Genomic DNA, 234 nt, shown 5'->3' with positions numbered 1-234 from the left:
ATACAGAACACGTCTTGATCAGGAGCGGCAAGTTTCGCGCCCATCGCATACGGCAAACCTACACCCATCGTACCCAAGCCGCCTGAGTTAAGCCATTGGCGTGGGCGCTCGAACGGATAATATTGCGCCGCGAACATTTGGTGTTGTCCTACGTCCGAAGTGATGATGGCGGAGTTGTTGGTGATTTCGGCAAGTTTCTGCACGACGTATTGCGGTTTGATGATTTCGCTGTCG

1 protein-coding gene is annotated in these 234 nt (G+C 53.0%); it reads right to left on the bottom strand.

Annotated features, from left to right (window positions below; all coding sequences use genetic code 11):
* Positions 1-234 (bottom strand): thiamine pyrophosphate-dependent enzyme (locus ACTHS3_RS18700; protein WP_440368910.1); only part of this gene is annotated, 234 nt, incomplete at both ends.

Source organism: Neisseria sp. P0009.S007, from assembly GCF_051962515.1.
The sequence above is the reverse complement of the archived record's forward strand: the minus strand, read 5'-3'. Positions and strand labels throughout refer to the sequence as shown.